Genomic DNA, 25,987 nt, shown 5'->3' with positions numbered 1-25,987 from the left:
TCCCTCACATCCGGAAGACGCCGAAGCCACCGCGCGCACCCTCGTAGGGCGCGGTGTGGACGGCGGACAGGCACAGGCCGAGCACGGTGCGGGTGTCGCGCGGGTCGATGACGCCGTCGTCGTAGAGCCGCCCGGACAGGAACATGGGCAGCGACTCGGACTCGATCTGCTGCTCCACCATGGCCCGCAGTGCCGCGTCCCCCTCGTCGTCGTACGGCAGCCCCTTGGCGGCCGCCGACTGGCGGGCGACGATCGACAGCACACCGGCGAGCTGCTGGGGCCCCATGACGGCCGACTTGGCGCTGGGCCAGGCGAACAGGAAGCGCGGATCATAGGCCCGCCCGCACATGCCGTAGTGCCCGGCGCCGTAGGAGGCGCCCATGAGCACGGACAGGTGCGGGACGCGGGAGTTGGACACCGCGTTGATCATCATGGCGCCGTGCTTGATGATCCCGCCCTGCTCGTACTCCTTGCCGACCATGTAGCCGGTGGTGTTGTGCAGGAAGAGCAGCGGGATGTCCCGCTGGTTCGCCAGCTGGATGAACTGGGCGGCCTTCTGCGACTCCGCGCTGAACAGCACGCCCTGGGCGTTGGCGAGGATGCCGACCGGGTAGCCGTGCAGCCGCGCCCACCCGGTGGCCAGGCTCGTCCCGTACAGCGGCTTGAACTCGTCGAAGTCGGAGCCGTCGACGAGCCGGGCGATGACCTCACGCGGGTCGAAGGGGGTGCGCAGATCGCCCGGGACGATGCCGAGCAGTTCCTCGGCGTCGTACTTGGGCGGCTCGGCCGGCCCCGGGTCCGGGTACGCCTTGCGGTGGTTGAGCCGGGCGACGACCCGTCGCGCCTGGCGCAGCGCGTCCCGCTCGTCGACGGCGAAGTAGTCCGCGAGCCCCGACACCCGCGCGTGCATCTCGGCGCCGCCCAGCGACTCGTCGTCGCTCTCCTCACCGGTGGCCATCTTGACGAGCGGGGGCCCGCCGAGGAACACCTTGGCGCGCTCCTTGACCATGATCACGTGGTCGGACATGCCGGGGACGTAGGCGCCGCCCGCGGTGGAGTTGCCGAAGACGACGGCGACGGTGGGGATCCCGGCGGCGGACAGCCGGGTCAGGTCCCGGAAGATGGCCCCGCCGGGGATGAAGATCTCCTTCTGGGACGGGAGATCGGCCCCGCCGGACTCCACCAGGCTGATGCAGGGCAGCCGGTTGGCGAGCGCGATGTCGTTGGCGCGCAGGGCCTTCTTCAGCGACCAGGGGTTGCTGGCGCCCCCGCGCACGGTCGGATCGTTGGCGGTGATCAGGCACTCCACGCCCTCGACGACCCCGATCCCGGTCACCAGGGAGGCGCCGACGGCGTAGTCGCTCCCCCAGGCTGCCAGCGGGGACAGCTCCAGGAACGGCGTGTCGGGATCGAGGAGCAGCTCGATGCGCTCCCGCGCGAGGAGCTTTCCGCGCTTGCGGTGCCGCTCGACGTACTTCTCGCCGCCGCCCGCGAGGGCCTTGGCGTGCTCGGCGTCGAGGTCGGCGAGCTTGGCGAGCATGGCCTCGCGGTGGGCCCGGTAGTCGCCGCCCCGGGGGTCGAGGGCGGTGCTGAGAACCGTCACAGGAGGGCCTCCGGTATGTCCAGGTGCCGGGAGCGCAGCCACTCGCCGAGCGCCTTGGCCTGCGGGTCGAATCGGTGCTGGGCGGCGACTCCGGCGCCGAGGATGCCCTCGACGACGAAGTTCAGGGCCCGGAGTTCGGGGAGCGCGTGGCGGCGGACGGGCAGGTCCGCGCACTCGGGGAGCAGTTCCCGGAACCGCTCGACGGTCAGCTCGTGCGCGAGCCACCGCCAGGCCTCGTCGGTGCGGACCCACACCCCCACGTTGGCGTTGCCGCCCTTGTCGCCGCTGCGGGCCCCGGCGACGAGGCCGAGCGGGGCGCGGGTACGGGGGCCGGGCGCCGGCGGCTCGGGAAGCGCGGGCTCCGGCAGGTCGTCGAGTACGCGGGTGTCCTGGGGCGGCGCCACAGGGATCCGGCGGCCGTCATGGAGGACGGCCACATGGGCGACGGCACCTTGGGGGACGTACACCTCGTCGAAGACCCCATAGGGGGCGCCCTTTCCGGGTGGCGCGAGCACATGGAACCCGGGGTAGCTGGCGAGGGCGAGTTCGATGGCGGCCCCGCTGAGCGCCCGCCCGACGGCCGCCTGGTCCGGGTCCCGGACGACGAGCCGGAGCAGGGCGCTGGCCGTCTCCTCGGTCGGGGCGTCGGCCCGGTCGGTGCGGACGAGTTCCCACCGGGTCTCGGCGGGCGGCGACTTGGCGAGCGCGTCGCTCAGCTGCGCGCGCACCAGCTCGGCCTTGGCCTCGATGTCGAGCCCGGTGAGCACGAAGACGACCTCGTTGCGGAACCCGCCGAGCCGGTTGACGCCGACCTTGAGGGTGGGCGGCGGGGCCTCGCCGCGCACCCCGTCGACGCGGACGCGGTCGGGCCCGTCCTGGGTGAGCCGGACGGTGTCCAGCCGGGCGGTGACGTCGGGTCCGGCGTACCGGGCGCCCGCGGTCTCGTAGAGGAGCTGGGCGGTGACGGTGCCGATGTCGACGAAGCCGCCCGTGCCGGGGTGCTTGGTGATGACGGCGGTGCCGTCCTCGTGGATCTCGGCGAGCGGGAAGCCGGGCCGGCGGACGTCCCGGTCCCGGAAGAACGCGTAGTTCCCGCCGGTGGCCTGTGCTCCGCACTCCAGCACATGCCCGGCGACGACGGCGCCCGCGAGCCGGTCGTGGTCCGTGGGGGCCCAGCCGAAGCGGGCGGCGGCGGGCCCGGTGACCAGGGCCGCGTCGGTGACCCGTCCGGTGACGACGATGTCGGCGCCCTCCCGGAGGCAGGCGGCGATGCCGAAGCCGCCGAGGTAGGCGTGGGCGGCGAGGCTGCCGGGGTGGGCGGCGGTGAGGTCGTCGCCCTCGACGTGGGCGACCCGCACGGGGATGCCGAGCCGGCCGGCCAGTTCCCGTACGGCGTCGGCGAGTCCGGCGGGGTTGAGTCCTCCGGCGTTGGCGACGATGCGCACGCCCCGCTCGTGGGCGAGCCCGAGGCACTCCTCCAGCTGCCGCAGGAAGGTGCGCGCGTACCCGGCGCCGGGGTCCTTGAGCCGGTCCCGCCCCAGGATGAGCATGGTCAGTTCGGCGAGGTAGTCGCCGGTGAGGACGTCGAGTTCCCCGCCGGTGAGCATTTCCCGCATGGCGTCGAAGCGGTCGCCGTAGAACCCGGAGGCGTTGCCGATACGGAGGGTCACGCGGCGTCTCCCCTGGGCTCCCGGTCGGCACCGGGCGGGCCGGCGAAGGCCTGGGCGACGTCCAGCCACCGCTCGGCGTCCTCCCCCTCGGCCCGCACCGCCAGGTCGGCCCGGTGGGCCCGCCGGGTGACCAGCAGGCAGAAGTCGTGGGCGGGGCCGGTGACCCGCTGGAGGGCGCCTTCAGGTCCGTACGTCCACACCTCACCGCTCGGGGCGGTGAGTTCGACGCGGAACTCCTCGGCGGGCGGGGTGAGTCCGCGGATCGCGAAGGCGTAGTCGCGGGCGCGCACCCCGATGCGGGCCACATGCCGCAGGCGGTCGGTGGGTGTGCGCACCACACCCAGAGCGTCCGCCACGTCCTGGCCGTGGGCCCAGGTCTCCATCAGGCGGGCGCTCGCCATGGAGGCGGCGGCCATGGGCGGGCCGTACCAGGGGAAGCGGGCACCGGCGGGAGCGGCGCGCAGGGCGTCGTCCAGAGCCTTACGTCCGGCGCGCCACGCGGCGAGGATCTCGGCGGGCGGTTTCCCCGCCCCCTCCTCGGCGCCCTCGTCGACGAAGGTCTCGGGCGCGGCGAGCGCCTTCTCGACCTCCTTGCCGAAGGCGTCGGCGTCGGTGACGGCGAGCAGGGCGGCGTGATCGGTCCAGGCGAGGTGGGCGATCTGGTGGGCGACGGTCCAGCGGGGTGCGGGCGTGGCGAGGGACCACTGTCCCGGACTCAACTCGGCCACCAGCCGGTCGAGTTCATCGCTTTCGGCACGCAGGTCGTCGAACACGGGCGTCGGGTCGGCCATGGGGTGGAGCATGGCAGCGGGCCCCGAATCAATCAAGCGTGCTTGCATGATTTTGTTTTCCACAACTCCCGTACCTGTGCGCACCCTTGTGGCTACTCTCGGTGATGGGAGGTGGTCACTGTGTCCAACATCCGGCAACTCGATCCGAGCGCGTCACCGCTGGACTACTACGGCTACGAACTCCGCCGGGCACGGGAGGCGGCGGGGCTGACGCTGGCGCAGCTCGGGTCGATCGTGTTCTGCACGGGGTCGCTGATCGGGCAGATCGAGACGGCACTGAAGGTTCCACAGCGGGAGTTTTCCGAGCGAGTGGACGCGGCGCTGGGGACGGGCGGGACGTTTTCCCGGCTGGTGGGGCTGGTTCTGCGGAGCCAGTTGCCGAGCTGGTTCCAGCCGTATGCGGAGATGGAATCGAAGGCCGCGTTCATCTCCTCGTTCCAGGCGCAGTTGGTGGACGGTCTTCTGCAGACGAAGGGGTACGCCCGGGCAGTGCTCGGTGCGCGGGACGAGGGTGATCTCGACGGCAAGGTGGCAGCCCGACTGGATCGGCAACGGGGCCTGGAGCGGGAGCAACCGCCTGTGCTGTGGGTTGTGTTGAGCGAGGCGGTACTGCACCAGGAGATCGGCAGCCGGGAGGTCATGCGCGAGCAACTGACCCACCTGCTGGCCATGCAGAAGCGCCGCTGGCTGGAGATCCAGGTGCTGCCGTTCGAGGCCGGGGCACACACGGGGCTGATGGGTTCGTTCAACCTTCTGCGCTTCGACAAGGACCCCGACATCGTCTACACCGAGGACTTCGTCCAAGGGCACATGACGGCCAATCCTGAAGCCGTCAGGGAGGGTTCGGTCCGTTACGATCATCTGCAGGCGGCCGCCCTCTCCGTGGACGACTCGGCGGCCCTGATCGCCCGCGTGATGGAGGAACGGTATGGAATCGAACCTGAACCTGACGGGCGCGACCTGGCGTAAGTCTTCGTACAGCGGCGACACAGGCGGCCAGTGCCTCGAAGTCGCCGACCTCACCCCCCGCATAGCCATCCGCGACTCCAAGAACCCCGCCCACGGAACTCTCACCGTCGCCCCCGAGAGCTTCGCCCGGTTCGTCGCCGCGACCACTGCCGGCGCCTTCGACTGACACAAGAGCCGCTCGCAACACCCTGAGGGCCGTCCGCTTCACAGCGGGCGGCCCTCAGTGCGTTCACCACCTCTCCATTGCAACGCACCTTCGCCTGGCGTTGCTTTTCTCCGCTGCACCATTGCAATGATTTTCGCGCCGTCACCAGCAATGACGGCCCTTCTGTGCAATAAATCAGTTGCCCAGATCTCGAACGCAACGTAGCGTTTCCATCATCAGAAACAGGAAGGAAGCCCCGTGAAGTCATCACTCACCTCCTTCCTCCGCTTCGGGATCCTCGGCGGAGGCGTAGGAATCCTCTCCAGCTTCGCCGTCGTGCTGCTGGCCACCACCGTGCCGTGGGTCGTCTCGAACGCGCTGATCACCGTCGCCTCCACCCTGCTGTGCACCGAGCTCCACGCCCGGTACACCTTCGGCAAGGGGCGCCGGGCGGGCCTGCGGGAGCACTGGCAGTCGGCGGGTTCGGCCACCGCCGCCTACCTGGCCACCAGCCTCGCCATCACGGTGCTGCACCTGGCGCACCCGGCCGCCGGGATGCCGACCGAGCAGGTCGTCTACCTCGGCGCCTCGGGGCTCGCCGGAGTGGGCCGGTTCCTCGTGCTGCGCCTGTACGTCTTCGCCGACCGCCGCGACCGGACCGCCGCGCCCGTCATGCTCGCCGCCTGAGCCCCGCCGGGGGGTTCAGGCCTCGGGCGCCACCGCAGGCGCCTTGGCCCGGCCCCGCCCCACCTGCGTCCGCACCGCGCCCATGCTCGCCGCGATGACCAGGGCGATGGCGATCGCCTCCGTCGCTTCCAGGGCCTGGCTGAGGATGAGGAAACCGGCCGCCGCCGCGATCGCCGGTTCCAGGCTCATCAGGATGGCGAAGGTGGAGGCGGGAAGGCGCCGCAGCGCGAGGAGTTCGAGGGTGTAGGGGAGCACGGACGACAGGATCGCCACCGCCGCGCCCAGCGCGATCGTGACCGGATCCAGGAGCTTCCCGCCCGACTCCAGCACCCCGAGCGGCAGGAACAGCACCGCCGCGACCACCATGGCCAGCGCGAGCCCGTCCGCCTGCGGGAAGCGTCGGCCCGTCCGGGCACTGAAGACGATGTACGCCGCCCACATGGCTCCGGCGCCCAGGGCGAAGGCCACGCCGACCGGGTCCAGGCTGCTGAAGCCTCCCCCGCCGAGGAGGAAGACGCCCGCGAGGGCGAGACCGGCCCAGACGAGGTTCACCGCCCGCCGGGAGGCCAGCACCGACAGCGCCAAGGGGCCCAGCACCTCCAGCGTCACCGCGGGGCCCAGCGGGATGCGGTCCACCGCCTGGTAGAAGAGGCCGTTCATCGCGGCCATCGTGATGCCGAAGACGACCACGGTTCCCCAGTCCGTACGGGAGTGGCCGCGCAGCCGTGGGCGGCAGATCAGCAGCAGGACCACCGCCGCCACCGCCAGCCGCAGCGTCACCACGCCCAGCGCGCCCGCCCTCGGCATCAGGGTCACCGCGAGGGCGCCGCCGAACTGGACCGAGACCCCTCCGGCGAAGACCAGCCCGACCGGGCCGAGGGAACCCCGGCCGCGGGGCGCACCGGCCGGGACGGAGGCGGCAGAGGCGGTGGTGGTCGGCGCTGGGGAGGTCACGGGCAGTCCTGGAGGCTCGGGTATCGTTCATCGTGCTGTACTGCTGAGTCCAGGGTAGTGGACTATGTCAGGTGTGTGAAGCTAATTCGATACTGACACTCGGTCCAGTCCCTCCGCCAGCACCTCCGCCAGATGCCGACCCCGCACCCCCGCCAGCTGGTCCAGCTGGGTCCGGCAGGAGAACCCGTCCGCCAGGACCACCGCCCCGTCCGGGGCCTGCCGCACGGCCGGCAGCAGCTGGTCCTCCGCGCAGGCCGCCGACACCTCGACGTGGCCCTTCTCGAAGCCGAAGTTGCCCGCGAGGCCGCAGCAGCCGCCGCTCAGTTCGCCGGAGAGCAGCGCGGCCTCGCGCAGGCGGCGGTCGGCCGCGTCCCCGAGGACCGCGTGCTGGTGGCAGTGGGTCTGGCCGGTGACCGGGAGGTCGATCCGGGGCGGGGTCCAGTCCGGGGCCAGGCGTTCCAGCGCCTCGGCGAAGGTCAGGACCCGGGCCGCCAGCACGGCCGCGCGCGGGTCGTCGTGCAGCAGTTCGGGCAGGTCCGCGCGCAGGGCCGCCGCGCAGCTCGGCTCCAGGACCACCAGCGGGGCCCCGGCCGCCAGTACCGGTTCGAGCAGGTCCAGCGTGGTGCGCAGGACCGCCCGGGCGCGGTCCAGCTGGCCCGTGGAGAGGTACGTCAGCCCGCAGCACACCCTCCCCCGGCGCCCCGCGCCCAGCAGCGGCGCCGCCGATGTCGTACGGCCGTCCCCCACCGGCCGCCCCCGCATCCGCAGGGTCGGCGGCAGCGCCACCCGCAGCCCCGCCGCCTCCAGCACCCGCACCGCCGCCCGTCCGACCGAGGGCGAGAGATGTTCGGTGAAGGTGTCCGGCCACAGGACGACCAGTGGGCCATCCACACCTGTGGACCGCCTGCGCCGCCACCATCCGCTGAACGTCTGCGGGGCGACCCGGGGAATCTCCCGCTCCGGGGCCACCCCACCGAGCCGCTTGCCCACCGACGCCAACACACGGACCGAGGCGAGTGCGTTGACGACCCGCGCCGCCCGCAGCCGCGCCACCCAGCGCAGCCACACCGGCAGCCGGCCCATCGTGTAGTGGGCCATCGGCCGCCGCCGCCCCGCGTAATGGTGGTGCAGGAACTCCGCCTTGTAGGTGGCCATGTCCACCCCGACCGGGCAGTCGGAGCGGCAGCCCTTGCAGGACAGGCACAGGTCGAGCGCGTCGCGGACCTCCGTCGAGCGCCAGCCGTCGGTCACGATCTCGCCCGCGAGCATCTCGTGCAGCAGCCGGGCCCGCCCGCGCGTGGAGTGCTCCTCCTCGCCCGTCGCGCGGAAGGAGGGGCACATGACGGCGGGGCCGGTCGCCGCGGCCGTACGGCACTTGGCGACGCCGACACAGCGGCGTACGGCCGCGGAGAAGTCCCCTGCGTCGGCGGGATAGCCGAAGGCCACGTCGACGGGTTCGCGGGGCACGACGGAGAAGCGCAGGCCGGAGTCGAGGGGGGCCGGGCGGACCAGCATGCCGGGGTTCAGCAGCCCGTCCGGGTCCCACACGTCCTTCACCCGCTCGAACAGGCCGACCATCCGCTCGCCGTACATCCGCGGCAGCAGTTCGGCCCGCGCCTGGCCGTCCCCGTGCTCGCCGGACAGCGAACCGCCGTGCGCCACGACCAGGTCGGCCAGCTCCTCCGAGAAGCGCCGGAACCGCCCGACGCCCGCCTCGGTGAGCAGGTCGAAGTCGATCCGGACGTGGATGCAGCCGTCCCCGAAGTGGCCGTACGGCGTGCCGCGCAGCCCGTGCCCGGCCAGCAGGGCGCGGAAGTCCCGCAGATAGGGCCCCAGCCGCGCGGGCGGCACCGCGCAGTCCTCCCAGCCGGGCCACGCCTCACTGCCGTCGGGCATCCGGGTCGCCGTACCGCCGGCGTCCTCGCGGATGCGCCACAGGGCCCGCTGCCCGGCCGGGTCGGTGACGAGCAGGCCGTCCACGGCGTCGGCGGCGCGCACGATCGCCTCCGCACGCGCGCGTGCCTCCGCGGGCGACTCCCCGCCCGTCTCCACGAACAGCCAGGCGCCGCCCCGGGGCAGGGCGACCGCCGCGGGCACCAGGTCCGCGGCCATGCCCTCCACCGTCAGCGGGCCGTACGGCAGCAGCCCCGCCGCCGCCTCGGCCGCCGCCGCCTCGTCCGCGTACCCCAGCACCGCCAGGGCCCGCGCGGGGGGCGCCGCCACGAGGTCCACGACCGCCTCGGTGAGCACCCCGAGCGTGCCCTCGGAACCGCAGAAGGAGCGGGCCACGTCCGCGCTCCGCTCCGGCAGCAGCGCGTCCAGCGCGTAGCCGGAGATGCGGCGGGGCAGCTCGGGGAACCCGGTACGCAGCAGGGCCGGTTCGCCCTCCACCAGGCCGCGCAGCCCTTCCGGCGCCCCTGACCACTCCCGCCCGAGCCGCAGCCGCCGCCCGCGCGCGGTGACGACGTCCAGCTCGCGCACGCTGTCCGCGGTCGTCCCCCAGGCGACCGAGTGCGCGCCGCAGGAGTTGTTGCCGATCATGCCGCCGAGTGTGCAGCGGCTGTGGGTGGAGGGGTCGGGGCCGAAGCGCAGGCCGTGCGGCGCGGCGGCCTCCTGGAGCCGGTCGAGGACAAGTCCCGGTTGGACGACGGCGGTACGGCTCTCGGGGTCGAGGGCGACCAGACGGTTCAGGTACCGCGTGAAGTCCAGCACGACGCCGGTCCCGGTGGCCTGTCCGGCGATGGAGGTCCCGCCGCCGCGCGGGACGACGGGGACCGCGTGGGCCCGGCAGACCTCCAGCACGGCGGCCACGTCGTCGGCGTCGCGGGGGGCGACCACGCCGAGCGGGACGCGCCGGTAGTTGGACGCGTCCATGGTGACGAGAGCGCGAGCGGTGCTGCCGAAACCGACGTCACCCCGGACAACCTTGCGCAGTTCCGCCTCTAGATCCGTCATGCGTCCACTCAACCAGCGAAACGTCTCAGCCGACGGACTGCATTTCGCCCCGGTTTCCCCCAGCCGCTAACCTCACCCCGTGGCTGAGATCCAGATTCCCTCTGACATCAAGCCCGCGGACGGACGTTTCGGCGCGGGCCCCTCCAAGGTGCGGACGGAGGCGCTGGACGCCCTCGCCGCGACCGGCACCTCCCTGCTGGGCACCTCTCACCGCCAGGCCCCGGTCAAGAACCTGGTCGGCCAGGTCCGTGAGGGCATCGGCGAGCTGTTCCAGCTCCCGGACGGCTACGAGGTGGTCCTCGGCAACGGCGGCTCCACCGCCTTCTGGGACATCGCCACCCACGGCCTGATCGAGAACAAGTCGCAGCACCTCACCTTCGGTGAGTTCAGCTCGAAGTTCGCCAAGGCCGCGAAGCTCGCCCCCTGGCTGGCCGAGCCGACCGTCATCTCCAGCGACCCCGGCACGCACCCGGAGCCGCGGGCCGAGGCGGGCGTCGACGTCTACGCGTACACCCACAACGAGACCTCCACCGGTGTCGCCGCCCCCATCAAGCGGGTGGCCGGTGCCGACGAGGGCGCCCTCGTCCTGGTCGACGCCACCTCGGGCGCCGGCGGTCTGCCCGTCGACATCGCCGAGACGGACGTCTACTACTTCGCCCCGCAGAAGTCCTTCGCCTCCGACGGCGGCCTGTGGATCGGCGTCTTCTCCCCGGCCGCGATCGAGCGCGCCGAGCGCGTGCACGCCTCCGGCCGGCACGTCCCGGAGTTCTTCTCGCTGCCGACGGCGATCGACAACTCCCGCAAGAACCAGACGTACAACACCCCGGCGCTGGCCACTCTCTTCCTGCTGAACCAGCAGCTGGAGTGGATCAACGGCCAGGGCGGTCTCGCCTGGTCCACGGCCCGGACGAAGGACTCCTCGACCCGGCTGTACGGCTGGGCGGAGGAGAGCAAGCACGCGACGCCGTTCGTCACGGACCCGGCCAAGCGCTCGCAGGTCATCGGCACGATCGACTTCTCCGACGAGATCGACGCCGCCGCCGTCGCCAAGGTGCTGCGCGCCAACGGCATCGTCGACACCGAGCCCTACCGCAAGCTCGGCCGCAACCAGCTGCGGATCGCGATGTTCCCGGCGATCGACCCGGCGGACGTCGAGGCGCTGACGAAGTGCGTCGACTACGTGATCGAGAAGCTGTAAGCAGTCTCCGTACGGCAGTGCAGGGCGCCCGGCGAACATCGCCGGGCGCCCTCGCTTTTGACCGCCGGAGCTTGGGGAACCTCCGTCAGCGGCCGAGCTTCTGGAACCTGCGCACCGCCAGCGGCAGGAAGATCGCCGTCAGGATGAGGGGCCAGACGCCCGCCATCAGCAGGGCGTGCTGCTCGATCCAGGAGTCGCCGCCGCCGACCGGGGTCCCGAAGAGGTCGCGGGTGGCCGCGGCCGTGGAGGAGATCGGGTTCCAGGCCGCGACCCAGCCCAGCCAGTCCGGCATCAGCTGCGGCGCGACGAAGATGCTGGAGATCATCGTCAGCGGGAAGGCGACCGCGAACAGGCCGCCCGCCGCCTCCGGGTTGGGGACGATCAGTCCGAGCCACACCCCGATCCAGATCAGCGAGAACCGCAGCCACAGCAGCAGCCCGAACGCGGCCAGGAAGTTGAGCCCGCCGTCCGGCCGCCAGCCCATCGCGACCGCGGTCAGCATCATGATCGCCAACTCGGCGCAGGCACCCAGCAGATCGGTGACCCCTCGTCCGGCGACCACCGCGGAGGAGGCCATGGGCATCGAGCGGAACCGGTCGAGGACGCCCTTGGTGGAGTCGTAGACCACCACGGTCGCGGTGTTGATGAAGCCGAAGGCCATGGTCATCACGAACATGCCGGGCATCAGGAAGTCCTTGTAGTCCCCGCCGCCGGGCACCTGCATGGCGCTGCCGAAGACATAGCCGTAGAGCAGGACGGAGAGGATCGGGAAGCCCAGCTGCCAGGCGATGTTGACCGGCTGGCGCTGATAGTGGGTCAGCCCGCGCCGGACGATGTTCCAGACGTCGGAGAGCAGCCAGTACGTACGGCCGCCCGGGGCCTGCGTGTTCAGGTCCACGGTGGTCATGCCGCCGCCTCCTTCTCGGTGCGGTGTCCGGTCAGGCGCAGGAACACGTCGTCGAGGCTCGGCCTGCGCAGCCCGATGTCCTCGACCCGGACGCCCTCGTCCTGGAGGGTGCGGGCGACCTCGGTGAGCGCGCTCACCCGGTCGGTCACCGGGGCGTGGACCCGCAACTCGGCCTCGTCCGCCTCGGGTTCGCCGTCCGAGACCCGGGAGACGACCTTCACCACCCGCGGGATCTCCGACCGGTCGGCGACCACGACCTCGACGCGGTCGCCGCCGACGAGGTTCTTCAGCCCGTCCGGGGTGTCGTCGGCGATGGCGCGCCCCTGGTCGATGACGGTGATCCGGGAGGCCAGCTTGTCCGCCTCCTCCAGATACTGCGTGGTCAGCAGCACGGTCGTGCCGCCCGCCACCAACGCCCGCACGGAGTCCCACACTTCGCCCCGGCTGCGGGGGTCGAGCCCGGTCGTCGGCTCGTCAAGGAACAGCACCGCGGGGGCCAGGATCATGGAGGCGGCGAGGTCGAGGCGGCGCCGCATGCCGCCGCTGTACTTGGCGACGCCCTTCTCTGCGGCGTCGGTCAGGTCGAACTGCTCCAGCAGCTCGGCGGCGCGCGCCTTGGCCCGCTTGCCGCCGAGGTGGAACAGGCGGCCGAACATCTCCAGGTTCTGCCGGCCGGTGAGCACCTCGTCCACGGCGGCGTACTGCCCGGTGAGCCCGATCCTGGCGCGCACCTGGCGTGACTGACGGACGACGTCCAGGCCGGCCACCGTCGCCCGGCCGCCGTCCAGCCTCAGCAGCGTGGACAGGATGCGCACGGCCGTGGTCTTGCCCGCGCCGTTCGGGCCGAGCAGACCGTGCACGGTGCCCTCACGGACGGCCAGGTCGAAGCCGTCGAGGGCACGCTTGTCGCCGTAGCGCTTCTCCAGCGCCTCGGCCTGTACGGCGTATCCGTCGCTCATGGGTCCCCCTTCTCGGTAACTGAGTACAGCGTACCCGATTGCGCGTACGCCGTACCCAGTTTTTGTCGGAGGACTTAAGCTGAAGGGCATGACCAGCGGCAAGGGCGGTACGGAGACCAGCGGCAGCGGTGACATCGCCCGCACCATGGAGCTGCTCTGGGACACCGGCAAGCGCCCCAGCCGCGGCCCCAAACCGGCCCTCACTCTCGACCAGATCGTGGAAGCCGCGGTCCGGGTGGCGGACGGCGAGGGTCTCGAGGCGGTCTCCATGCGCCGGGTCGCCGCCGAACTCGGCACCGGCACCATGTCGCTGTACCGGTACGTCCCCGGCAAGGGCGAGCTGCTCGACCTGATGCTGGACCGCGTCCAGCGCCCCTCCGAGAACCCCGCCGACCTGGGCGACGGCAGCTGGCGCTCGGCGCTGGAGGCGCTGGGCCGCGCGACGCTCGACCTCTACCGCCGCCATCCGTGGCTGCTCCAGGTCAACCAGTCCCGTCCGCTCCTCGGCCCGAGCGCCCTGGACGGCATGGAGAAGATCCTGGCCCGGCTCAAGCCGATGGGCCTGAGCGACCCCGAGACGGTCTCCGCGATCATCATGATCGACGGCTATGTGGTGGGCGCCGCGCGCACCCAGCTGTACCAGCAGGAGGCGGAGCGGCGGACGGGCCTGACCGACGCGGAGTTCTGGCAGGCGCAGACGCCGATGCTGGAGAAGGTCCTGACGTCCGGCCGGTATCCCCTGCTCTCCTCGCTGGCCGAGGACACCTGGGGCCCCGACTTCGACCACTTCGAGTTCGGGCTCCAGCGCATCCTGGACGGCCTCGAAGTGTTCGTGGCCCGGCGCCGGGAGGAGTGAGGGCGGGGCTCAGCGGCGCCGCAGCAGCCGCCGGAAACCGAGCCCGGCGACGACGACGGCGGCCACGGCCAGGGCGCCGACCTTGTAGTCCCCGCCCCCCTCACCGTCCCCGCCGGACGCCGAACTCCCCTCCCCCGAAGGTGACTTGTCGGTGCCCGCCGCGTCCCCCGGGGCGTCCTCCGGCTCGACGGAGCTCTCCGCGCCCTCGGCGCCGTACATCAGCGTCGAGCCGTCGGCGGTGTAGGTGACCGACTCGCCCTGCCCGAGGAACGGCACGCTCAGCCGGCCGGTCTTCTTCAGGTCGCCACCGTTCCAGTCGTAGGCGGCGGCGCCGAAGTAGCTGCGCACGACGAGCGTGCTGCCGTCGGGGGCGAGGGTGGCGTCGGTGGCCTGGAGGTTCTCGACGGTGGCGACGGGCTCGAAGACGTTCGTGCCGGAGGCGGAGAGTTCGGCCGGACCCTCGTAGAGGTGGCTGTCGCCGTCCTGCTTGTCCACGATGTAGACGCGCCCGGTCTTCGGGTGCACGACGAGCGACTCGGCGTCCCGCGCCCCGTCCTGGTACTTCACGACGTACTGGGTGGCCTTGACCGTCGCGTCCCGCAGCTCCTTGGGCTCGGGCAGCCGGTAGATCCACACGTGCGGCCAGGTGCCGCCGAGGTTGTCGCCGATGTCCCCCACCCAGAGCTGGTTGCCGGGACCGACGGAGATCGCCTCGACGTCACGGGGGGCGCCGACGCCGGTCATGGTAATCGTGGCGACGGTGTCGCCGGTGGCGCTGTCCACCGCGTAGAGGAAGGCGCCGTCGTCGCTGTCGTTGTGGGTCCAGTAGATGCCCGGGTGCTGGCGCGAGGCGGCGAGACCGCTGGACTCGGTGATGCGCGGGTCCTCGATGGTGAAGCCGTCGTCGCCGTCGGCTGCGGCGGCGGGCACGGCGAACGCGCCCGCGAGGAGGGCGGCGGCGAGGACGGCGAAGGGTCGGCGCATGCCGCCAAGCCTGCCATCCCGCCCGGCCGTTCGGGCAGGCGTGTCCGGCCTCACACCCCACCCGACCCGCGGATCGTTCATCATGAGCGGATGCTCAGGTTCATGCCCGTCGGTGACTCCCAGACGATCGGAAGCGCCGGCGAACACACCTGGCGCCACCGGCTGTGGCAGCACCTGCGCGACACCTGCGGCAGCCCCTTCACCCTCGTCGGCCCGCGCGAGACGCTGTACGACAAGGCGACGGGCGCGGCCACGTCGTACGAGTACGCCGACCCCGACTTCCCCCGGGCCCACCTCGCGGGCTGGGGCGAGGGCTGGCTGCACATGGCCCCGCTGATCGGCGAGGCGGTGCGCACCCACCGGGCGGACGTGCTCCTGGTCTCCCTGGGCCTGATCGACCTGGGCTTCTACACGAACCCGGAGCAGACGGCGGACAACGTGCGCGCGTTCGTGGCCGAGGCGCGGGCGGCCCGGCCGACGGTGCGGATGGCGATCCTGCCGGTCGTCCCCAACATCCGGGCCGAGTCCGAGCCGGATTTCGGCGCCCAGGTCACCCGCTTCAACGAACTCCTGGCGAAGGCCGTCGCCGACCTGGACGAACCCCGCTCACCGCTGCTGCTGACCTCGCCCCCGCCGTCGTACGACATCACCCTCGACACCTACGACGGCACCCATCCGAACGCGAGCGGCGAGCACAAGATCGCGGAGGCGTTCGCGGAGGCGCTGTGGCAGGGGTGGGGGATCGGCGGGGAATACGTTCCTGAGTGCGGTTCGTGACCTCATGACCGCTCGTATCGTTGTACTGCGCGGCTGACCGTGTTCGAGCGGCAGCCGGGGAGGAGCGCCACGATGACCGTCCTTGACGACAGGATCGAGATGGCCGAAGCCAACGACGAGCTCACTCTGGACGTCATGTTCGAGTGGCTTGAGAAGATGCCCATCCCCGAGGGATACAAGACCGAGATCGTCGGGGGGCACATCTTCATGTCGCCGCAGCGGGACCATCACTGGGACATCATCCTGGACCTCGTCGAGCAGCTGCGCGCCAAGTATCCGCGCCAGCGCGTCAAGTCCGACGTCCGCATCGACTATCCCGGACATCTCAACGGGTTCGCCACCGATGTGACAGCTCTCGCGGAGGGCGCCCAGAAGGACGACAAGGGCCGCTGGCAGTACAAGGACATCGAGTTCGTCGCCGAAGTCATCTCCAAGGACACCGCCGCCAACGACTACGGCCCCAAGAAGTCCGCCTACGCCGCCGCCGACGTCCCCCTCTACCTGGTCGTCGACCCCTACCAGGGTCGGTGTCACCTCTACACGAACCCCAAGGGCGACGACTACGCCACCGAGACCAAAGTGCCCTTCGGTGACGAGGTGGACCTCACCGGCACCGTCGTCGACCTCACCCTCAGGACCGACGAGTTCCCCCGCGACTGACAGAATCAGTGCGCATGGCGATCATTCATCACACCACCCTCCAGCCCTCCAAGCTCGACCTGCTCACCACGTGGCTGCCCACCCGCCCCTGGTACGCGGGCAACGGCACCCCGGAGCTGACCAAGGCCGGTGGCTTCCGGCTGGACGACCCGGCGGGCGAGGTCGGGATCGAGTTCATGGTGGCGGCCGACGCCGACGGGGTCGCCTACCTCGTCCCCCTCACCTACCGCGGCGCCCCGCTGGACGGCGCCGAACACGCCCTCGTCGGGACCATGGACCACGGGGTGCTGGGCAAGCGCTGGGCCTACGACGGCTGCCACGACCCGGTGCTGGTCGCCGAGCTGCTCGCTCTCGTCGAAGGGCGCGCCCAGGCGCAGATGCAGAGCGTCGACAACACCCCGGACCCGGACATCGCCCGCTCCTTCACCGGCACCGGCGGCCTCCGGGCGCACGGACCGGCCCGGGACGACGAGGCCGGCACCGAGCTGCCCGCCGGCAACGGCACCGCCCTCCGCCTCCACCGCCGCCTCGGCCTCCCCGAAGCCCCTCCCGCGGGCGCCGTCGGCCATGTCGCCGGGCCCTGGACGGCCCGGGACGGCAGCCGCGTACGGGGTCTGTTCGCCGAACTGCGGTAACGGACGCTTGCTTCGAGTCCGCTCTACGGCGTTGGCTGGTCCGTCATGAAGTACACGCAGCTCGGACGCACGGGTCTCAAGGTCAGCCGACTCGTCCTCGGCACCATGAACTTCGGACCGCAGACCGACGAAGCCGACAGCCACGCGATCATGGACGCGGCGCTGGACGCGGGCATCAACTTCTTCGACACCGCCAATGTGTACGGCTGGGGCGAGGCCAAGGGCCGCACCGAGTCGATCATCGGCAGCTGGTTCGCCAAGGGCGGCGACCGCCGCGACAAGGTCGTCCTCGCCACCAAGGTGTACGGCAACATGGGCGCCGACGGCCCGGCCTGGCCGAACCACGACAAACTCTCGGCGCTCAACATCCGCCGGGCCGTCGACGCCTCGCTGAAGCGGCTCGGCACCGACTACATCGACCTCTACCAGTTCCACCACATCGACCGGGACACCCCGTTCGAGGAGATCTGGCAGGCCATCGACGTCCTGGTCCAGCAGGGCAAGATCCTCTACGCCGGGTCCAGCAACTTCCCCGGCTACAAGATCGCCCAGGCCAACGAGACCGCCGCCCGCCGCGGCTCGTACGGCCTGGTCAGCGAGCAGTGCCTGTACAACCTCTACGAGCGGCGCGCCGAGATGGAGGTCATTCCGGCCGCCCAGGACTACGGGCTCGGCGTCATCCCCTGGTCACCGCTGCACGGCGGTCTGCTCGGCGGCGTGATCAGGAAGGAGGCGGAGGGCGGGCGCCGTGCCTCCGGGCGCGCGGCCGACACCCTCGCCGATCCCGCCGCCCGCGCCCGGCTCCAGTCCTACGAGGACCTGCTGGACAAGCACGGCGTGGAGCCCGGTGAGGCGGCCCTGGCGTGGCTCCTCACGCGTCCCGGCGTCACCGGCCCGATCGTGGGTCCGCGCACGGCGCAGCAGCTCGACTCCGCGGTGAAGGCGGCCGAGCTGGAGCTGAGCGAGGAGCTGCTGACCGGCCTCGAGGAGATCTTCCCCGGTCCGGGGCCCTCTCCGGAGGCGTTCGCCTGGTAGCGCGGGAAGGGGAGCGCGTCCGGCCGGGTGCCGGGGCGCTCCCCTCACCCGCCGATGGCGGAGGCCAGGGCCACCACGACGAACATCAGCACAAGCGCACCGGCCATGATCCGGTTCCGGGTTTTCGGGTCCACGCCATCGAGCCTAACCGGCCCGTCCGAGCGGCAGGCGGGCGACCGCCTCGTAGCGGGGCTGCTCGCCCGGCACCCCGGACGCCGGCAGCTCGCTGCGCATCAGCACCAGCTCCCCCACCGTCCAGGTGCGGCTCGTGAAGGCGTCCAGGGCGGTCAGGCAGGGGCGCGGGTCCACGGCCGACCGGCTGCGGGCCACCGTCAGATGCGCCGTGTACCGCCGGTGCTCCCCCATCGCCACCCCCGCCTTCCGGCCCGCCGCCTGGGCCCGGTCGGCGAGCAGGCGCAGGACCGGCAGGTCCCCGTCCGCGCCCACCCACAGGACCCGGCCGTGCCCGAACTGCCCGCCCCCGCGCAGGGCCAGCGCGAAGGGCTGCGTCCGGTGCGCCGCGCGCGCGAGCCGCTCCGACAGCTCCGGTACGACGTCGTCGTCGACCTCGCCGTAGAAGGCGAGGGTGAAGTGCCATCCGGGGCGGCCGGTCCAGCGCAGGGCGTCCGAGCCGGGCAGCTGCCGCAACCGGTCGACCTCGGTGGCCAGTTCACGGGAAACGTCGTCCGGCGGGAGCAGCGCGGCGAAGAGTCTCATGGGCCCACCCTGCCAGTCAGGCCGCCGGTGCCAGCTGCTCCCGCTCCCTCGGCACGAACCGGACCACCGGGTGGCCGCGGTGCCAGCCGAGCGCCAGCCGGAGGTTGCCGACGCGGGCCAGGACCAGCCCGATCACGACCGCCGCGGCCGCCGCGACGACCCCGCCGGCGGCCAGGCCGGCCCGGACGCCGTACGCGTCGGTGATCCAGCCGGCGATCGGCGCGCCCAGCGGGGCGCCGCCCATGAACACCATCATGTACAGGGCCATCACCCGGCCGCGCATGGCCGGGTCGGTGCTGAGCTGGACGCTGCTGTTGGCGGTGACGTTGACCGTCATGCCGAACATCCCGATCGGGATCATGAGCAGCGCGAACATCCACAGCGCCGGGGCCAGCGCGGCCACGATCTCCAGCATGCCGAAGGCCACCGCGCCCGCGACCAGCACCCTGAGCCGGGCGGTGCCGCGGCGGGCGGCGAGCAGGGCGCCCGCCAGGGAGCCGACCGCCATCAGGGTGTTGAACAGGCTGTAGGAGCCGGCGCCCGCGTGGAAGACGTCGTCGGCGAAGGCGGAGAGGTAGACGGGGAAGTTGAAGCCGAAGGTGCTGACGAACCCGACCAGGACGATGGTCCAGATCAGCTCCGGGCGTCCGGCGACGTACCGCAGGCCCTCCCGCATCTGGCCCTTGCCGCGCGGGGCGCGCTCGACGACGTGCAGGTCCCGGGCGCGCATCAGCAGCAGCCCGGCCATGGGCGCGACGAAGGACAGGCCGTTGAAGAGGAAGGCCCAGCCCGTGCCGACGCCGGTGATCATCAGGCCGGCCACCGCCGGGCCGACGAGGCGTGCGGACTGGAAGTTCGCCGAGTTCAGGCTGACCGCGTTCTGCAGCTGGTCGGGGCCGACCATCTCGGTGACGAAGGTCTGCCGGGCGGGGTTGTCGACGACGGTCGCGAGGCCCACGGCGAAGGCGGCGAGGTAGACGTGCCAGACCTCGACGTGTCCGCTCAGGGTGAGGAAGGCGAGCGCGAGGCCGGTCAGGGCCATGGACGCCTGGGTGACCAGCAGCGTGGGCCGCTTGGGCAGCCGGTCGACGAGGACGCCGCCGTAGAGGCCGAAGAGCAGCATCGGCAGGAACTGCAGGGCCGTGGTGATGCCGACGGCGGTCGCGGAGCCGGTGAGGCTGAGGACCAGCCAGTCCTGGGCGATGCGCTGCATCCAGGTGCCGGTGTTGGAGACGACCTGGCCGAGGAAGAACAGGCGGTAGTTGCGGATGCGCAGCGAGCTGAACATCGAGGATGTGCGGGTGGTGGGGGTGGCCGGTGCGGGGGCGGAAGCTGCTCCGGATCCCGTACTCAAAAGTGTTCGCCTCCTTCGGATGACGCTTACAGGTGTGCGAGCTTCTCCAGTACGGGGGCGGCGGCGCGGAGTTTCGCCCACTCGTCCTCGTCGAGACCCTCGACCAGGGTGGCCAGGAAGGCGTTGCGCTTGGTGCGGCTCTCGGCGAGCATCGCCTCGGCCTGCTCGGTCTGCGTGACGACCTTCTGGCGCCGGTCCTCGGGGTGCGGCTCCAGCCGGACCAGGCCCTTGGCCTCCAGCAGCGCGACGATGCGGGTCATCGACGGCGGCTGGACGTGCTCCTTGCGGGCGAGTTCGCCCGGGGTGGCCCGGCCGCAGTTGGACAGGGTGCCGAGCACCGACATCTCGGTGGGGCTCAGCGACTCGTCGACCCGCTGGTGCTTGAGCCGGCGGGACAGCCGCATGACCGCGGAGCGCAGGGAGTTCACGGCGGCAGCGTCGTCGCCATGGGTAAGGTCCGACATGTTCCTTAGGTTAACTCATTACCCTGACTAAAGACCAGCCTCACGCGCACACGTCCCCGTGAGCCTGGCCACTGAACCGCGCCGTCACCCATATGAGTGAGCCGAATCCGGAAAGCGACCCGCGGTCCGGCCGCGTGAGGTGACCCTCGTAGCCATGGGGACCAGCGTGCTCAGCCTGCGGATGGACGGGGAGCTGCTCGAACGGCTCCGGCACCATGCGGCGAAAAGAGGAATGAGCGTCCAGGACTATGTGGTCCGGACGCTCATTCGCGACGACTTCGACGAGCGGTTCCAGACCGCCGTGGAAGAGACAGAGAAGTTCTACGGCCTTACGTGAGGCCCAGCGCCGGCATCAGGTAGTAGAAGCCGAACACCGCCGCCACGACGTACATCGCCGCGGGGACCTCCTTGCCCCGCCCGGCCGCGAGCCGCAGCACCACGAAGGTGATGAAGCCCATGCCGATGCCGTTGGTGATGGAGTAGGTGAACGGCATCATCAGCATCGTCACGAACGCCGGGATCGCGATCGTGTAGTCGGCCCAGTCGATCTCCTTGACGGAGTTCGCGAGGATCAGGAAGCCGACCGCGAGCAGCGCCGGGGTGGCCGCCTGGGAGGGGACCATGGTGGCGATGGGCGTCAGGAAGAGCGCGACGGTGAACAGGCCGCCGGTGATGACGTTCGCGAAGCCGGTGCGGGCGCCCTCACCGACGCCGGCCGTGGACTCCACGAAGGCCGTGGTGGCCGAGGAGGAGCTGGCACCGCCCGCGGCGACCGCGACACCGTCCACGAACAGGACCTTGTTGATGCCGGGCATCTGGCCCTGGGCGTCGGTCAGCTTGGCCTCGTCGGAGACGCCCATGATCGTGCCCATCGCGTCGAAGAAGCACGACAGCAGGACCGTGAAGACGAACAGCACACCGGTCAGCACACCGACCTTCTCGAACCCGCCGAACAGGCTGAACTCGCCGATCAGGCCGAGGTCCGGGGAGGCGACCGGGTTGCCGGGCCACTTCGGGGTGGTCAGGCCCCAGGACGGGATGTCCGCGACCGCGTCGATGATCACCGCGAGGACCGTCATCGCGACGATCGAGATCAGGATGGCGCCGGAGACCTTGCGCACGATCAGGGCGAGCGTCAGCAGCGCGCCCAGGACGAAGACGAGCACCGGCCAGCCGTTGAGATGACCGTCGCCGCCGAGCTGGAGCGGGACGGTGGTCTGGGCGGCGTCCGGGATGCGGGAGACGAACCCGGAGTCGACGAGCCCGATCAGCATGATGAACAGGCCGATACCGATCGAGATCGCCTTGCGCAGACCGAACGGCACGGCGTTCATCACGCGCTCGCGCAGACCGGTGGCGACCAGCAGCATCACCACGAAACCGGCGAGGACGACCATGCCCATGGCGTCCGGCCAGGACATCCGGGGGGCGAGCTGGAGCGCGACGACCGAGTTCACCCCGAGCCCCGCGGCCAGCGCGATCGGCACATTGCCGATGACGCCCATGAGGAGGGTGGTGAAGGCGGCGGTCAGGGCGGTGGCGGTGACCAGCTGACCGTTGTCGAGCTGGTTGCCGTACATGTCCTTCGCGCTGCCCAGGATGATCGGGTTCAGCACGATGATGTAGGCCATCGCGAAGAAGGTGGCGAAGCCACCGCGGACCTCACGCGCGAGCGTGCTGCCCCGCTCCGAGATCTTGAAGTAGCGGTCGAGCGCACCGTGGGCGGGCGCGCCGCCCGGCTGCTCGGGGGCGGGGACCCTGGCGGAGGCCGAGGTGGTCATTGGCGTTTCCTACGAACAGAAGTGGTCAAAGACAAACGGTTTCAGTATGAACATATAAGGGAAAGAGCGCTATCTCCGCGCGTAGACGGGCGTGGCCCGTAAGCTGTTGCCCATGGCGAAGTGGACACCCAAGCACGAGGCGCCGGAGCCCCTGGAGGGCCCCGTCGTCGCCACCATCACGGGCGGCACGATCCTCTGGTTCGTCCTCTTCCTGGTCCAGCTCCCCTTCTACGGCTGGTTCGACGACCACGGTCACCTGTGGTGGCTGTGGACCTGCCTGGCCGGCGGCGGACTCGGCCTGATCGGCGTCTGGTACGTCCGCAGGCGGGACGCGGCGATCAAGCGCGAGGCCGCCGCCGAGTAGCCGGCCCGCGTACAACCACGGCACCACTTCGCCCCGTTGTCCGTCCTCCCCAGGTCGGATCTTCCGCGCACTCGGCGGGTGAAGCCGTAGATCCGCACGTACCGTCGAAGGCATGACGCACATCGACGCGGGCACCGAAGTCGATCCCGGCCATCCGCTGCCCGCCCCGGTGGGTACGGGCGGGCTGACCGCCGCCGAGGTCGCCGAGCGGGTCGCGCGGGGGCAGGTCAACGACATCCCGGTGCGCAGCAGCCGGTCCACCGTCGAGATCGTCCGCGCCAACGTCTTCACCCGGTTCAACGCGATCATCGGCGTGCTCTGGCTGATCATGCTGGTCGTCGCGCCGATCCAGGACAGCCTGTTCGGCTTCGTCATCCTCGCCAACACCGGCATCGGCATCGTCCAGGAGTGGCGGGCGAAGAAGACCCTGGACTCGCTCGCCGTCATCGGGGAGGCCCGGCCCACCGTCCGGCGCGACGGCGCCCCGGCCGAGGTCTCCACCTCGGAGATCGTCCTCGACGACCTGATCGAGATCGGCCCCGGCGACAAGGCCGTCGTCGACGGCGTCTGCGTCGAGGCCGACGGCCTGGAGATCGACGAGTCCCTGCTCACCGGCGAGGCCGACCCGGTCGTCAAGCGGCCCGGGGACCAGATCCTCTCCGGCAGCTTCGTGGTCGCGGGCGGCGGCGCCTTCCAGGCCACCAAGGTCGGCCGCGAGGCCTACGCCGCCCAGCTCGCCGAGGAGGCCTCCCGCTTCACCCTGGTCCACTCCGAGCTGCGCTCCGGCATCTCCACGATCCTCAAGTACGTGACCTGGATGATGATCCCGGCCGCGCTCGGCCTGGTCGCCACCCAGCTCTTCGTGAAGAACAAGGACCTCGACGACTCGATCGCCCGGACCGTCGGCGGCATCGTCCCCATGGTCCCCGAGGGCCTGGTCCTGCTCACCTCCGTCGCCTTCGCGATCGGCGTCATCCGGCTTGGCCGAAAACAGTGCCTCGTGCAGGAACTCCCGGCCATCGAGGGCCTCGCCCGCGTCGATACCGTCTGCCTCGACAAGACCGGCACCCTCACCGAGGGCGGGATGGACGTCACCGAGCTGCGCCCCCTCGACGGCAGCGACGCGTCCTACGTCCGCACGGTCCTCGGCGCCCTCGGCGAGTCCGACCCCCGCCCCAACGCCTCCCTCCAGGCCATCATCGACGCCTGTCCCGTCGCCGAGGGCTGGCGCTGCACCGAGTCCCTCCCCTTCTCCTCGGCCCGCAAGTACAGCGGCGCCACCCTCAGCGAGAGCGACGGCGACTCCCATACGTGGCTGCTGGGGGCGCCCGACGTCCTGCTCGCCCCGGACGACCCCGCCCTCGCCGAGACCGAGCGGCTCAACGAACAGGGCCTGCGCGTCCTCCTCCTGGCCCGCGCCGCGCACGAGCTGGACGCCCCCGACGTGGCCGCGGGCGCCCGGCCGACCGCCCTGGTGGTGCTGGAGCAGCGGCTGCGGCCCGACGCCGCCGACACCCTGCGCTACTTCGCCGAGCAGAACGTCAGCGCCAAGGTCATCTCCGGCGACAACGCGGTCTCCGTGGGCGCGGTCGCGGCCAAGCTCGGCCTGGAGGGCAGCACCGTCGACGCCCGGCTGCTGCCGCAGGAGCGGGACGGCATGGCGGAGGCGCTCGACGCGGGCACGGTGTTCGGGCGGGTCACCCCGCAGCAGAAGCGGGACATGGTCGGCGCGCTCCAGTCGCACGGGCACACCGTCGCGATGACCGGGGACGGCGTGAACGACGTCCTCGCGCTGAAGGACGCCGACATCGGCGTCTCCATGGGCTCCGGGTCCGAGGCGACCCGGGCGGTCGCGCAGATCGTGCTGCTGAACAACAGCTTCGCGACGCTTCCCTCGGTGGTCGCCGAGGGGCGGCGGGTCATCGGGAACATCACCCGGGTCGCCACGCTGTTCCTGGTGAAGACCGTGTACTCGGTGCTGCTGGCGGTCCTGGTGGTGTGCTGGCAGGTGGAGTACCCGTTCCTGCCGCGGCACCTGACGCTGCTGTCCACCCTCACCATCGGCGTCCCCGCCTTCTTCCTCGCCCTCGCGCCCAACAAGGAACGGGCCAAGCCCCACTTCGTGCGGCGGGTGATGCGGTACTCGATCCCGGGCGGGGTGGTGGCCGCGGTCGCGACCTTCCTGACGTACCTGATCGCCCGGCACCACTACGCGGGCGAGGGCGCCCTGGACGCCGAGACCAGTGCGGCGACGCTCACGCTGTTCCTGATCTCGATGTGGGTGCTGGCGATCATCGCCCGGCCGTACACCTGGTGGCGGATCGTCCTGGTCGCGTCCATGGGTCTCGGCTTCGTCCTGGTCCTGGCCGTGCCCTGGCTGCAGGAGTTCTTCGCGCTGAAGCTGGTCGGGCAGACGATGCCGTGGATCGCGGTGGGCATCTCGGTGGGAGCGGCGGCCGCCCTCGAAGTGATCTGGAAGTGGATCGACCGCCGGTTCCCGGCCGGGTAGTTACTGCACGTCGACGAAGTCGCCCGCGGCGCTCACCGGGGCAGTGCTCGTGATGCCCGCGTAGGTGAAGCGGTAGTAGCCGTCCTCGGACGCCGTGACCGTCGTCTTCAGGGCGCCGCCCGTCGCGGTCTGGATGCCCTTGACGTTGGTGTACGCCGAGGTGCCCGCCTTGCGGAACTGCAGCACCACCTTCTGGCCGGACGGGAGGCCCACGTACTTCTCGGTCTCCCAGTTGGCGCGGGTCAGCTTGCCGGTGACCGTGAGGGTCTTGCCCTTCTGCACCGGCTCCGGCGAGGCGTCGACCGTCAGCTTCGACGCGCGCTGGACCGTCGTGCCGCCGAGGCCGCCCTGGTCGGCGTACCCGACCTTGGTGATGTCGTAGTTCTCGGCCAGCGGGTCCTGGCCGTTCTGGGCGAGCCCGAGGGCCGCGCCCTTCCAGCTGCCGGCGTCGGAGTTCCCCAGCTCGCCCTCGGCCGGCAGGACGTCGATCTTGCCGGTGCAGGCGGCGGTGGTCGCCGAGGTGGCGGCGCAGGTGGCCGGCTTGGTGCCGAACAGCATGTTGTCCGGGCTCGTGTAGGAGCCCTTGTAGAGGTAGGGGCCGGTCTGGAAGTCCTCGGCCTCGATGTCGACGTCTGCTGCGTGGGTCATCGTGTAGGTGACCGTCGTCGAGACGGGGGCGGTCGTACCGACCTTGAGCGTCTTGGCGATCTTGAAGTCGGAGAAGGTGACGTCCAGGTCGTACGGGGCGTCCGCGCGTGCGTCCTTGCCGAACTGGGCGCGGATCTTCGCGATGTCGGCGCGGTTGGCGGAGCCGGAGTCGGCGGCCTGCGCGGCCGGCACGGCGAAGGCGGACAGGGCCAGGGCGCCGGTGACGGCGGCGACGGTGGCTCGTATGCGCATGCGTTCCCCAAGTGGTCGTGAAGGGAGCCTGGATGCTCCGCATGATCAGAGGGGTCCACGGGCCGTTCGGTTGCCCGACGGCCCCCAAAACACCGACGCCCGGCCCCGGATGG

General features: G+C 71.4%; 25 protein-coding genes. 12 read left to right on the top strand and 13 right to left on the bottom strand.

The genetic code is table 11. From position 1 onward, the window contains the following. Window positions 1–4 precede the first annotated feature (4 nt). The 3 genes from M8H82_RS08840 to M8H82_RS08830 are packed head-to-tail and all read right to left on the bottom strand — an operon-like array spanning window position 5 to window position 4,064. On the bottom strand, window positions 5–1,603 hold the full coding sequence (locus tag M8H82_RS08840) for a carboxyl transferase domain-containing protein (RefSeq protein ID WP_250071938.1): 1,599 nt from the start codon (window positions 1,601–1,603) through the stop codon (window positions 5–7). Beyond that, on the bottom strand, window positions 1,600–3,273 hold the full coding sequence (locus M8H82_RS08835; protein WP_308293239.1) for an acyclic terpene utilization AtuA family protein: 1,674 nt from the start codon (window positions 3,271–3,273) through the stop codon (window positions 1,600–1,602). The genes M8H82_RS08840 and M8H82_RS08835 overlap by 4 nt, the downstream gene beginning before the upstream one ends. Further along, on the bottom strand, window positions 3,270–4,064 hold the full coding sequence (locus M8H82_RS08830; protein WP_250071937.1) for a TIGR03084 family metal-binding protein: 795 nt from the start codon (window positions 4,062–4,064) through the stop codon (window positions 3,270–3,272). The genes M8H82_RS08835 and M8H82_RS08830 overlap by 4 nt, the downstream gene beginning before the upstream one ends. A gap of 120 nt (window positions 4,065–4,184) precedes the next feature. Here M8H82_RS08830 and M8H82_RS08825 point away from each other — a divergent pair, with 120 nt between their 5' ends. From M8H82_RS08825 to M8H82_RS08815, 3 genes are all read left to right on the top strand, one after another. Continuing rightward, window positions 4,185–5,033, top strand: coding sequence for a helix-turn-helix transcriptional regulator (locus M8H82_RS08825; protein ID WP_250071936.1), 849 nt, complete (start codon window positions 4,185–4,187; stop codon window positions 5,031–5,033). Continuing rightward, the gene (locus M8H82_RS08820) at window positions 4,993–5,199 is read left to right on the top strand and encodes a DUF397 domain-containing protein (RefSeq protein WP_250071935.1); all 207 of its coding nucleotides are present in this window, start codon (window positions 4,993–4,995) and stop codon (window positions 5,197–5,199) included. Before M8H82_RS08825 ends, M8H82_RS08820 begins: the two co-directional genes overlap by 41 nt. 237 nt (window positions 5,200–5,436) lie before the next feature. Then, the gene (locus tag M8H82_RS08815; RefSeq protein WP_250071934.1) at window positions 5,437–5,865 is read left to right on the top strand and encodes a GtrA family protein; all 429 of its coding nucleotides are present in this window, start codon (window positions 5,437–5,439) and stop codon (window positions 5,863–5,865) included. 15 nt (window positions 5,866–5,880) lie between these two features. Here M8H82_RS08815 and M8H82_RS08810 read toward each other — a convergent pair whose 3' ends face one another. Next, window positions 5,881–6,819: a DMT family transporter gene (locus M8H82_RS08810; protein WP_250071933.1), complete on the bottom strand. Its 939-nt coding sequence runs from the start codon at window positions 6,817–6,819 to the stop codon at window positions 5,881–5,883. Between the two features lie 81 nt (window positions 6,820–6,900). Continuing rightward, window positions 6,901–9,774, bottom strand: a complete 2,874-nt coding sequence (locus tag M8H82_RS08805; RefSeq protein WP_250071932.1) for an FAD-binding and (Fe-S)-binding domain-containing protein — start codon at window positions 9,772–9,774, stop codon at window positions 6,901–6,903. 79 nt (window positions 9,775–9,853) lie between these two features. On the opposite strand from M8H82_RS08805, the gene serC reads away from it, so the two are divergent. Further along, a complete protein-coding gene (serC, locus tag M8H82_RS08800) occupies window positions 9,854–10,972 on the top strand; it encodes a phosphoserine transaminase (RefSeq protein ID WP_250071931.1) in 1,119 nt (372 codons plus the stop codon). Window positions 10,973–11,057: 85 nt separating this feature from the next. Here serC and M8H82_RS08795 read toward each other — a convergent pair whose 3' ends face one another. Continuing rightward, window positions 11,058–11,879, bottom strand: a complete 822-nt coding sequence (locus tag M8H82_RS08795) for an ABC transporter permease (protein WP_250071930.1) — start codon at window positions 11,877–11,879, stop codon at window positions 11,058–11,060. After that, window positions 11,876–12,838, bottom strand: a complete 963-nt coding sequence (locus M8H82_RS08790) for an ATP-binding cassette domain-containing protein (RefSeq protein ID WP_250071929.1) — start codon at window positions 12,836–12,838, stop codon at window positions 11,876–11,878. The genes M8H82_RS08795 and M8H82_RS08790 overlap by 4 nt, the downstream gene beginning before the upstream one ends. 88 nt (window positions 12,839–12,926) lie before the next feature. On the opposite strand from M8H82_RS08790, the gene M8H82_RS08785 reads away from it, so the two are divergent. Further along, entirely contained in the window at window positions 12,927–13,694 is a 768-nt protein-coding gene (locus M8H82_RS08785) for a TetR/AcrR family transcriptional regulator (protein ID WP_250071928.1), read from the top strand. Between the two features lie 9 nt (window positions 13,695–13,703). On the opposite strand, the gene M8H82_RS08780 is transcribed toward M8H82_RS08785, so the two are convergent. Continuing rightward, window positions 13,704–14,678 (bottom strand): esterase-like activity of phytase family protein, encoded by a 975-nt coding sequence (locus M8H82_RS08780; RefSeq protein ID WP_250071927.1) that lies wholly within the window; start codon window positions 14,676–14,678, stop codon window positions 13,704–13,706. A 90-nt stretch (window positions 14,679–14,768) separates the two neighbouring features. On the opposite strand from M8H82_RS08780, the gene M8H82_RS08775 reads away from it, so the two are divergent. The 4 genes from M8H82_RS08775 to M8H82_RS08760 all read left to right on the top strand — a co-directional run bounded on the left by M8H82_RS08775 (window position 14,769) and on the right by M8H82_RS08760 (window position 17,785). Continuing rightward, window positions 14,769–15,455 (top strand): SGNH/GDSL hydrolase family protein, encoded by a 687-nt coding sequence (locus M8H82_RS08775; RefSeq protein WP_250071926.1) that lies wholly within the window; start codon window positions 14,769–14,771, stop codon window positions 15,453–15,455. 72 nt (window positions 15,456–15,527) lie between these two features. Continuing rightward, window positions 15,528–16,115 carry a Uma2 family endonuclease gene (locus tag M8H82_RS08770; protein WP_250071925.1) on the top strand — a complete coding sequence of 196 codons (588 nt, stop codon included), beginning with the start codon at window positions 15,528–15,530 and terminating at the stop codon, window positions 16,113–16,115. A gap of 14 nt (window positions 16,116–16,129) precedes the next feature. Further along, window positions 16,130–16,750, top strand: a complete 621-nt coding sequence (locus M8H82_RS08765; protein WP_250071924.1) for a 1,4-alpha-glucan branching protein — start codon at window positions 16,130–16,132, stop codon at window positions 16,748–16,750. Window positions 16,751–16,795: 45 nt separating this feature from the next. After that, a complete protein-coding gene (locus M8H82_RS08760) occupies window positions 16,796–17,785 on the top strand; it encodes an aldo/keto reductase (protein ID WP_250071923.1) in 990 nt (329 codons plus the stop codon). Between the two features lie 144 nt (window positions 17,786–17,929). Here the strand turns inward: M8H82_RS08760 and thpR are convergent, their stop codons facing one another. From thpR to M8H82_RS08745, 3 genes are read right to left on the bottom strand one after another with little or no spacing between them, the layout of a single operon-like run. After that, on the bottom strand, window positions 17,930–18,502 hold the full coding sequence (gene thpR, locus M8H82_RS08755; protein ID WP_250071922.1) for an RNA 2',3'-cyclic phosphodiesterase: 573 nt from the start codon (window positions 18,500–18,502) through the stop codon (window positions 17,930–17,932). Window positions 18,503–18,518: 16 nt separating this feature from the next. After that, window positions 18,519–19,856 carry an MFS transporter gene (locus M8H82_RS08750; RefSeq protein ID WP_250071921.1) on the bottom strand — a complete coding sequence of 446 codons (1,338 nt, stop codon included), beginning with the start codon at window positions 19,854–19,856 and terminating at the stop codon, window positions 18,519–18,521. Window positions 19,857–19,882: 26 nt separating this feature from the next. Next, window positions 19,883–20,320 (bottom strand): MarR family winged helix-turn-helix transcriptional regulator, encoded by a 438-nt coding sequence (locus M8H82_RS08745; RefSeq protein ID WP_250071920.1) that lies wholly within the window; start codon window positions 20,318–20,320, stop codon window positions 19,883–19,885. Between the two features lie 154 nt (window positions 20,321–20,474). Here M8H82_RS08745 and M8H82_RS08740 point away from each other — a divergent pair, with 154 nt between their 5' ends. Continuing rightward, window positions 20,475–20,657, top strand: coding sequence for a BrnA antitoxin family protein (locus M8H82_RS08740; protein WP_250071919.1), 183 nt, complete (start codon window positions 20,475–20,477; stop codon window positions 20,655–20,657). On the opposite strand, the gene M8H82_RS08735 is transcribed toward M8H82_RS08740, so the two are convergent. Next, window positions 20,650–22,101: an NCS2 family permease gene (locus M8H82_RS08735; protein WP_250071918.1), complete on the bottom strand. Its 1,452-nt coding sequence runs from the start codon at window positions 22,099–22,101 to the stop codon at window positions 20,650–20,652. The two genes, M8H82_RS08740 and M8H82_RS08735, sit on opposite strands and share 8 nt — an antisense overlap. A gap of 112 nt (window positions 22,102–22,213) precedes the next feature. Between M8H82_RS08735 and M8H82_RS08730 the strand changes: the two genes are divergently transcribed. Both M8H82_RS08730 and M8H82_RS08725 read left to right on the top strand, forming a co-directional pair. Next, the gene (locus M8H82_RS08730; protein WP_250071917.1) at window positions 22,214–22,465 is read left to right on the top strand and encodes a DUF2530 domain-containing protein; all 252 of its coding nucleotides are present in this window, start codon (window positions 22,214–22,216) and stop codon (window positions 22,463–22,465) included. Between the two features lie 112 nt (window positions 22,466–22,577). Next, the gene (locus M8H82_RS08725; protein ID WP_250071916.1) at window positions 22,578–24,974 is read left to right on the top strand and encodes a cation-translocating P-type ATPase; all 2,397 of its coding nucleotides are present in this window, start codon (window positions 22,578–22,580) and stop codon (window positions 24,972–24,974) included. On the opposite strand, the gene M8H82_RS08720 is transcribed toward M8H82_RS08725, so the two are convergent. Next, window positions 24,975–25,874 (bottom strand): hypothetical protein, encoded by a 900-nt coding sequence (locus tag M8H82_RS08720; RefSeq protein ID WP_250071915.1) that lies wholly within the window; start codon window positions 25,872–25,874, stop codon window positions 24,975–24,977. It lies immediately after the preceding gene. Window positions 25,875–25,987: the final 113 nt, after the last annotated feature.

The sequence above is a fragment of the Streptomyces sp. YS415 genome (assembly GCF_023544665.1).
Lineage (GTDB): Bacteria > Actinomycetota > Actinomycetes > Streptomycetales > Streptomycetaceae > Streptomyces.
This window is presented reverse-complemented; position numbering and strand designations above follow the sequence as displayed.

Excerpts from the sequence above, each read along its gene's own strand:
- M8H82_RS08780 (WP_250071927.1), bottom strand. The coding sequence starts at position 14,678 with ATGCGCCGACCCTTCGCCGTCCTCGCCGCCGCCCTCCTCGCGGGCGCG.
- M8H82_RS08785 (WP_250071928.1), top strand. The coding sequence starts at position 12,927 with ATGACCAGCGGCAAGGGCGGTACGGAGACCAGCGGCAGCGGTGACATC.
- M8H82_RS08730 (WP_250071917.1), top strand. The coding sequence starts at position 22,214 with ATGGCGAAGTGGACACCCAAGCACGAGGCGCCGGAGCCCCTGGAGGGC.
- M8H82_RS08820 (WP_250071935.1), top strand. The coding sequence starts at position 4,993 with ATGGAATCGAACCTGAACCTGACGGGCGCGACCTGGCGTAAGTCTTCG.
- M8H82_RS08775 (WP_250071926.1), top strand. The coding sequence starts at position 14,769 with ATGCTCAGGTTCATGCCCGTCGGTGACTCCCAGACGATCGGAAGCGCC.
- M8H82_RS08765 (WP_250071924.1), top strand. The coding sequence starts at position 16,130 with ATGGCGATCATTCATCACACCACCCTCCAGCCCTCCAAGCTCGACCTG.
- M8H82_RS08795 (WP_250071930.1), bottom strand. The coding sequence starts at position 11,879 with ATGACCACCGTGGACCTGAACACGCAGGCCCCGGGCGGCCGTACGTAC.
- M8H82_RS08720 (WP_250071915.1), bottom strand. The coding sequence starts at position 25,874 with ATGCGCATACGAGCCACCGTCGCCGCCGTCACCGGCGCCCTGGCCCTG.
- M8H82_RS08830 (WP_250071937.1), bottom strand. The coding sequence starts at position 4,064 with ATGGCCGACCCGACGCCCGTGTTCGACGACCTGCGTGCCGAAAGCGAT.
- M8H82_RS08790 (WP_250071929.1), bottom strand. The coding sequence starts at position 12,838 with ATGAGCGACGGATACGCCGTACAGGCCGAGGCGCTGGAGAAGCGCTAC.
- M8H82_RS08745 (WP_250071920.1), bottom strand. The coding sequence starts at position 20,320 with ATGTCGGACCTTACCCATGGCGACGACGCTGCCGCCGTGAACTCCCTG.
- M8H82_RS08760 (WP_250071923.1), top strand. The coding sequence starts at position 16,796 with ATGAAGTACACGCAGCTCGGACGCACGGGTCTCAAGGTCAGCCGACTC.
- M8H82_RS08770 (WP_250071925.1), top strand. The coding sequence starts at position 15,528 with ATGACCGTCCTTGACGACAGGATCGAGATGGCCGAAGCCAACGACGAG.
- M8H82_RS08725 (WP_250071916.1), top strand. The coding sequence starts at position 22,578 with ATGACGCACATCGACGCGGGCACCGAAGTCGATCCCGGCCATCCGCTG.
- M8H82_RS08740 (WP_250071919.1), top strand. The coding sequence starts at position 20,475 with ATGGGGACCAGCGTGCTCAGCCTGCGGATGGACGGGGAGCTGCTCGAA.
- M8H82_RS08805 (WP_250071932.1), bottom strand. The coding sequence starts at position 9,774 with ATGACGGATCTAGAGGCGGAACTGCGCAAGGTTGTCCGGGGTGACGTC.
- M8H82_RS08735 (WP_250071918.1), bottom strand. The coding sequence starts at position 22,101 with ATGACCACCTCGGCCTCCGCCAGGGTCCCCGCCCCCGAGCAGCCGGGC.
- thpR (WP_250071922.1), bottom strand. The coding sequence starts at position 18,502 with ATGAGACTCTTCGCCGCGCTGCTCCCGCCGGACGACGTTTCCCGTGAA.